Origin of the sequence: Vibrio sp. V10_P2A27P122 (genome assembly GCF_963874335.1) — a bacterium.
Taxonomy (GTDB): domain Bacteria; phylum Pseudomonadota; class Gammaproteobacteria; order Enterobacterales; family Vibrionaceae; genus Vibrio; species Vibrio anguillarum.
On the sequence record NZ_CAWNHY010000107.1, the window covers coordinates 1 to 5,422 of the forward strand.

The 5,422-nt window shown below is 45.9% G+C and carries 10 protein-coding genes; 3 read left to right on the forward strand and 7 right to left on the reverse strand.

Annotated elements, in window-relative coordinates:
* The coding region (locus AACQ17_RS05545) for a DUF3622 domain-containing protein (protein ID WP_141201430.1) at nt 1-138 on the forward strand (138 nt) is incomplete at its 5' end.
* A 79-nt stretch (nt 139-217) separates the two neighbouring features.
* Here the strand turns inward: AACQ17_RS05545 and AACQ17_RS05550 are convergent.
* The 5 genes from AACQ17_RS05550 to tsaA all read right to left on the reverse strand — a co-directional run bounded on the left by AACQ17_RS05550 (nt 218) and on the right by tsaA (nt 4,005).
* Nucleotides 218-409 (reverse strand): DUF4250 domain-containing protein, encoded by a 192-nt coding sequence (locus tag AACQ17_RS05550; protein ID WP_010319077.1) that lies wholly within the window; start codon nt 407-409, stop codon nt 218-220.
* A complete protein-coding gene (locus AACQ17_RS05555; RefSeq protein ID WP_010319078.1) occupies nt 409-615 on the reverse strand; it encodes a YaeP family protein in 207 nt (68 codons plus the stop codon). Before AACQ17_RS05555 ends, AACQ17_RS05550 begins: the two co-directional genes overlap by 1 nt.
* A gap of 108 nt (nt 616-723) precedes the next feature.
* Nucleotides 724-1,365: a tellurite resistance TerB family protein gene (locus AACQ17_RS05560; RefSeq protein WP_088731992.1), complete on the reverse strand. Its 642-nt coding sequence runs from the start codon at nt 1,363-1,365 to the stop codon at nt 724-726.
* 140 nt (nt 1,366-1,505) lie between these two features.
* A complete protein-coding gene (locus tag AACQ17_RS05565; RefSeq protein WP_017047972.1) occupies nt 1,506-3,221 on the reverse strand; it encodes a proline--tRNA ligase in 1,716 nt (571 codons plus the stop codon).
* A gap of 88 nt (nt 3,222-3,309) precedes the next feature.
* Nucleotides 3,310-4,005 (reverse strand): tRNA (N6-threonylcarbamoyladenosine(37)-N6)-methyltransferase TrmO, encoded by a 696-nt coding sequence (tsaA, locus tag AACQ17_RS05570; RefSeq protein ID WP_013857411.1) that lies wholly within the window; start codon nt 4,003-4,005, stop codon nt 3,310-3,312.
* Between the two features lie 121 nt (nt 4,006-4,126).
* Here tsaA and AACQ17_RS05575 point away from each other — a divergent pair, with 121 nt between their 5' ends.
* Both AACQ17_RS05575 and ykgO read left to right on the forward strand, forming a co-directional pair.
* Nucleotides 4,127-4,381, forward strand: a complete 255-nt coding sequence (locus AACQ17_RS05575) for a type B 50S ribosomal protein L31 (RefSeq protein ID WP_010319081.1) — start codon at nt 4,127-4,129, stop codon at nt 4,379-4,381.
* Nucleotides 4,382-4,384: 3 nt separating this feature from the next.
* Nucleotides 4,385-4,510: a type B 50S ribosomal protein L36 gene (gene ykgO, locus AACQ17_RS05580; protein WP_010319082.1), complete on the forward strand. Its 126-nt coding sequence runs from the start codon at nt 4,385-4,387 to the stop codon at nt 4,508-4,510.
* Between the two features lie 51 nt (nt 4,511-4,561).
* On the opposite strand, the gene AACQ17_RS05585 is transcribed toward ykgO, so the two are convergent.
* Both AACQ17_RS05585 and AACQ17_RS05590 read right to left on the reverse strand, forming a co-directional pair.
* Complete coding sequence (locus AACQ17_RS05585; RefSeq protein WP_026027673.1) at nt 4,562-5,011, reverse strand: YaiI/YqxD family protein; 450 nt, start codon at nt 5,009-5,011, stop codon at nt 4,562-4,564.
* A 7-nt stretch (nt 5,012-5,018) separates the two neighbouring features.
* Nucleotides 5,019-5,306 carry a hypothetical protein gene (locus tag AACQ17_RS05590; RefSeq protein ID WP_094167594.1) on the reverse strand — a complete coding sequence of 96 codons (288 nt, stop codon included), beginning with the start codon at nt 5,304-5,306 and terminating at the stop codon, nt 5,019-5,021.
* Between the last annotated feature and the right edge of the window lie 116 nt (nt 5,307-5,422).

Consider the following 5,422-nt stretch of genomic DNA (forward strand, 5'->3'; position numbering starts at 1 on the left):
GTTTCAAAGCGCGAAATGGGTTTTGAAAGCGAAGCACAAGCACAAGCTTGGGCGGAAAAAGAGCTCAGTGGCTTTATTGAGAACCAAGCGAAACGCAATGAGCGTAAGGCTCTGGCAAGAAAAGAGAAAAAAGCTTAGTACAAAAAATCTGAGTGCTGTGCTTTAAGAACTGTTATTTGAACGAAAACCCGCTTTAAATTAGCGGGTTTTTTATGCCTTAACGAAATTGACCGATTTGCGGTAAAAACTCAAAGCCTGCACTGGCTAAGCGAGCTTCTAATGCCGCCCGATCGATATCAAAGTCATCCGCCAGCTTATCAAGATCGCCATTAAAATCATCACGTAGCTTCATATTGATGATGCTCATCAGCATTATTGGATCCATCGAGGCAAAATTGGCTAAATTCATCACTTATCCTCGAAATCAGAAATCAGCAAGTTAGCTGCCGCAAAGGCTGCTTGCTCTCGAACCGCTTTTGGCAGCGATTCGTCTGCTGCGACATCATTCAAGGTTTTGATGGCGCAGGAGATTGCTTGAGGAATATAAGCTTGATCACCACTGCCTATCTGCGCATAAAGCTCGCGCACTAATTCACAACAACCGTAAACTTGCATAGATTAAATCCTAACTAATGATAATGGCTCTCAATATACACATTACGCTTGGCAAAGACAAAATCAGAACTTGCGTTTGCGCAAGCTCTGATTGCATGTGATGAAACTTTAAGCGTTCACTTGCTGCTCTAGCGCCATGACCAGATCGTCGGCTAGCTGTAGTTGCTTAGCGAGCTCGTTCAGATACGCTTTTTCCATGAAATTTTGTTCATCGGCGATAAGTAAAGAGGCCAGATAAAGCTCACTCGCTTGTGCGGGCGTTGTGGCTAACTGTGCAATAGCCGTGGGATCGAGCGGTTTATGCAGCTCATTTTTTACCAGCTGCTGCAATTGGTTATCTGCGCCCATTTCAGAGATGGCTTGCTCAATTTTCGCCATTTCTTGTTCATCCACATGACCATCAGCTTTTGCGGCAGCAATCATCGCTTTTAGGATCAGCGTGCTGTGGCTAGCATCATTAGGGTCAAAGCTAGACTGCGGTTGAGTGGTAGTTTGTTTTGCTTGCCAGTCATTATACGCTTTATAGGCTAGTGCGCCGAGCGCCGCTGCTCCACCAATCCCTATCACTTTAGTGCCTATTTTTTTTGCTTTCTTCGAGCCCATCAATAAACCGATTAGGCCACCACCGAGTGCACCAGCTCCTAAGGTTTTGAGTTTACTTGAATCTTGTGTGATAGCGCCGAGTTGGCTTGAACCTTGTTTTACGATGTCTGAATTCAATGCTTGGTTAAGTAAACTTTTTAGATCCATAGGTCACCTCCATTAATAATGGATTAAAGAATAGATCACCGTAGATGAATCGAAGATTAATATGCTTGAAAAAGCTTGTGTGGCTGGTGACAAAATAAAAAAGGTTGCCATTTAGGCAACCTTTTCAAGAGCACACTTTATTAGGCGATTTGAGCATTAATAAAGGAGACTATTTCATTCATAGCGACGGCCGACTTCTCACCACTGCGGCGATGTTTATATTCGAAGTTGCCCTCATCCATACTGCGATCGCCAATAATGATGGTATGTGGTACACCGATCAGTTCCATATCTGAGAACATTACGCCCGGGCGCTCTTTACGATCATCAAATAGCACTTCAATACCAGCTGCGGTCAGTTCCGCATACAGCTTTTCAGCAGCTTGTTGGACGCGCTCTGATTTGTGCATGTTCATGGGGACAATCGCCACTTGGAAAGGTGCGATCGCGTCAGGCCAGATGATGCCGTATTTATCGTTGTTTTGTTCGATGGCTGATGCTACAACGCGTGATACACCAATGCCGTAACAACCCATCTCTAAAATGGTGTTTTTACCATTGGAATCAAGAACGCCACAGTTCATTTTCTCAGAGTAGTTAGTACCCAATTGGAAAATATGACCCACTTCGATACCGCGTTTGAGCATTAGTGTCCCTTTGCCACATGGGCTTGGGTCGCCTTCAACGACGTTACGGAGGTCTTCCACTTTCGCTAGCTCAACGTCACGGCCCCAGTTGATGCCAAAGTAGTGTTTGCCATCGATGTTGGCTCCTGCGCCAAAATCGCTCATGACGGCTACGCTGTGATCAACGATAAACGGCAATTCAAGACCAACAGGGCCAAGAGAGCCTGGGCCTGCGCCAATCAGCGCGCGAATCTCTTCTTCGCTAGCCATTTCTAGCGGAGCGGCAACTTCAGCGAGTTTCTCGGCTTTGATTTCATTGAGTTCATGATCACCACGGATAATCAGTGCCACGATAGAGGCATCGATCTCATCAGATGCTTTTACAAACAGTGTTTTAACTGTTTTCTCAATCGGTAGGCCATGCTGCTCAACCAATTCAGCGATGGTTTTGGCGTTTGGCGTATCAACCTGCGTCATCTCTTGAGTTGGCGCGGCGCGCTCAACGGCTGGCGCAATGGCTTCTGCTTTTTCGATGTTGGCGGCGTAATCCGATTCAGTTGAGAAGGCGATGATGTCTTCACCACTTTCAGCCAATACATGGAACTCATGAGAGCCGTTACCACCGATAGCGCCGGTGTCGGCTAATACTGGGCGGTAATCAAGCCCCATGCGATCGAAGGCTTTACAGTAAGCTTCGTGCATCGCTTGGTAAGATTTCTCTAAGCCTGCTTTATCTATATCAAAGCTATAGGCATCCATCATGCAGAATTCACGAGCACGCATCACACCAAAACGAGGACGTCTCTCATCACGGAATTTGGTTTGAATCTGGTACAGGTTCAGCGGCAATTGCTTGTAAGAGCTGACTTCGTTGCGTACCAAGCTGGTGATCACTTCTTCTGCTGTTGGACTAAGCACAAACGGACGAGTATGGCGGTCAGTAAAGCGAAGTAGCTCAGGGCCCATTTTCTCAGAGCGGCCTGTCTCTTCCCACAGTTCAAACGGTTGCACAACGGGCATCAAGGTTTCGATTGCACCGGCATTGTCGATCTCTTGACGAACGATGTTTTCGACTTTACGCAGCACACGTAGACCAGTAGGCAGCCAGGTATAAAGACCTGAAGCCAGCTTACGGATCATACCTGCACGTAACATGAGCTGATGGCTCACGACTTCTGCGTCGTTTGGAGTCTCCTTCAAAGTAGAAAGAAGATATTTACTGGTACGCATTCTATGGTATCCGTTTCATGATAGTTAAAAGCGCTCTCCAATGAGAGGCTAGAATTAAGCCGCTAATAATATCAGCCAATCGGCTTTGTCAAAAGCGTTCTATTGCGGTTACTGAGACTAAGTTGTTTGCGATAGTGAATTTTACGTTCAGATCGAACAGATTTACCGCATATTCTTTATAATCGATTTTGTGTTTTTTATAGGCTGGGCGAGGGTCTTGAGCCAGCACTTGCTCAATGACGGCTTTAACCATGTCGTGATCTGCTCGCGCATTCAGTACCGTTAACGCCGCTTGGCTAAAGGTCACTGCGATCTTGTCGGGCTCGCTCTCGGCATAGCCACCGCTGGCTGTGGCTATCGAATCGGAATAGGGAATATAGGGTTTGATGTCAATGATCGGTGTGTTATCAACTAAATCTACGCTGCCTAGTTCCAAATAAACCTGATCACCTTGTTGAGTGACGCCTTTCAATTCAACTGCAGACATACCGATGCCGTTAGGTCGAAACGTAGCCCGTGAAGCAAATACGCCGATCCGCTCATTTCCGCCTAAGCGCGGTGGGCGCACGGTCGGTTTCCAACCAGCATCGAGGTTTTGGTCAAACAGAAAAAGTAACCAGACATGGCTAAATTGTTCGATACCTCGCACCGACTCTAAGCAATTAGCGTGACCGATGAGCTTGACTCTCGCGCTTGCGCTCGCCACTAAGCGAGGTTGGCGAGGAACGGCAAATTTTTCTTTATAAGGCGTTTCAATAGTGCCAATCGGAGCAATGGTGTGCATATCCGTATCCGTCTTTTTTCACGTTGGTTGAGAAAAATATCACATTTAAGCTTGCTTTTCTTCTTGGTAATGATTATTAATTGGCATGTTATAACATAACAATTTAAGTGAGGGGAAATTGATGAAAGACGGAATTCATCCGCCATACCAAAAAGTGGTTTTCCACGACACCAGTGTGGATAAGTATTTTATTGTGGGTTCAACGCTAAAAACTGATCGGACGATCGAGTGGGAAGATGGCAACACCTATCCTTATTTCACCTTAGATGTGTCGTCTGAATCGCATCCGTATTACACCGGTAAGCAGCGAGTTGTTCAAAAAGAAGGACGAGTGGCGAATTTCAATCGTCGCTTTGCTCAGTTTGGTAAGGAGTAAACTATGAAAGTATTAAGTTCATTAAAAAGCGCAAAATCACGTCATCCAGATTGTCAAATCGTCAAAAGACGCGGTCGTTTATATGTAATTTGTAAAACCAATCCAAGATTTAAGGCGGTTCAGCGCTAATGAAGAGAAACGGTTGGACAGGCTAGTGATTGTCCAACCGTCAAAACGTGGTTATTTGTTCGCTTTAGCCAAAATGCGATCCAAATGGTTGGCAAATTCGCGCCGTTCTGTTTGAGAAAGCGCACTTGGTCCGCCAGTTTGGATACCGCTTGATCGCATTGTGTCCATAAAATCTCGAATATTGAGGCGTGCCTTGATGGTCTCTTTGGTATACAGCTCACCACGAGAATTGAGTGCCAAGCCACCTTTGGTTATCACTTCATCGGCCAGCGGAATATCGGAAGTAATTACCAAATCGCCCACTTCTACCCGTTTGACGATTTCGTTATCGGCAACATCAAAACCACTGGGGACTTGCAGTGAACGAATGTTGGATCGTTGCGGAATCGGAACGACATGATTGGCCACAAAAGTACATTCAACGCCCGTCCTTTCGGCTGCGCGGACAATGGTTTCACGAATTACTTTCGGACATGCATCGGCGTCCACCCAAATTTTCATCATTCAATTACTTCTCGGTTAGTTGTGCCTCTAGGGCTGCTACTCGGGCTGACAAAGCGGCTAGTTGCGTTTCAAGTTCGGCTACCTTGCTCGCGCTATTTTCCGTACTAACGCTCACTTCTACTTTGGGAACTCGGTGTGCATTTTTCCAACTTTTGATGGTTGCAATCAAGGCTGGCATTGGCACAGCGGTGCTAAGACGTGACTTTACTAAGGCCACACTCGGTTCCTTTCCCTGTTGTTGTAAGAGAGTCAAGATGTTTTCTAGTTCTTGAGTGACATCTTTTGTGAGCATAGGTTGTCCTTTTTGTGAGTTGCTGTGATCTTACCTTTTATTTACCAAGAGCAAAAGTGGCGAAGTGTTGTAAGAGATCTCGCACATTGTTTGTAAGAAATCACAGTGTTTAACGC

Excerpts from the sequence above, each read along its gene's own strand:
- AACQ17_RS05560 (WP_088731992.1), bottom strand. The coding sequence starts at position 1,365 with ATGGATCTAAAAAGTTTACTTAACCAAGCATTGAATTCAGACATCGTA.
- AACQ17_RS05550 (WP_010319077.1), bottom strand. The coding sequence starts at position 409 with ATGAATTTAGCCAATTTTGCCTCGATGGATCCAATAATGCTGATGAGC.
- AACQ17_RS05575 (WP_010319081.1), top strand. The coding sequence starts at position 4,127 with ATGAAAGACGGAATTCATCCGCCATACCAAAAAGTGGTTTTCCACGAC.
- AACQ17_RS05585 (WP_026027673.1), bottom strand. The coding sequence starts at position 5,011 with ATGAAAATTTGGGTGGACGCCGATGCATGTCCGAAAGTAATTCGTGAA.
- AACQ17_RS05565 (WP_017047972.1), bottom strand. The coding sequence starts at position 3,221 with ATGCGTACCAGTAAATATCTTCTTTCTACTTTGAAGGAGACTCCAAAC.
- tsaA (WP_013857411.1), bottom strand. The coding sequence starts at position 4,005 with ATGCACACCATTGCTCCGATTGGCACTATTGAAACGCCTTATAAAGAA.
- ykgO (WP_010319082.1), top strand. The coding sequence starts at position 4,385 with ATGAAAGTATTAAGTTCATTAAAAAGCGCAAAATCACGTCATCCAGAT.
- AACQ17_RS05590 (WP_094167594.1), bottom strand. The coding sequence starts at position 5,306 with ATGCTCACAAAAGATGTCACTCAAGAACTAGAAAACATCTTGACTCTC.
- AACQ17_RS05555 (WP_010319078.1), bottom strand. The coding sequence starts at position 615 with ATGCAAGTTTACGGTTGTTGTGAATTAGTGCGCGAGCTTTATGCGCAG.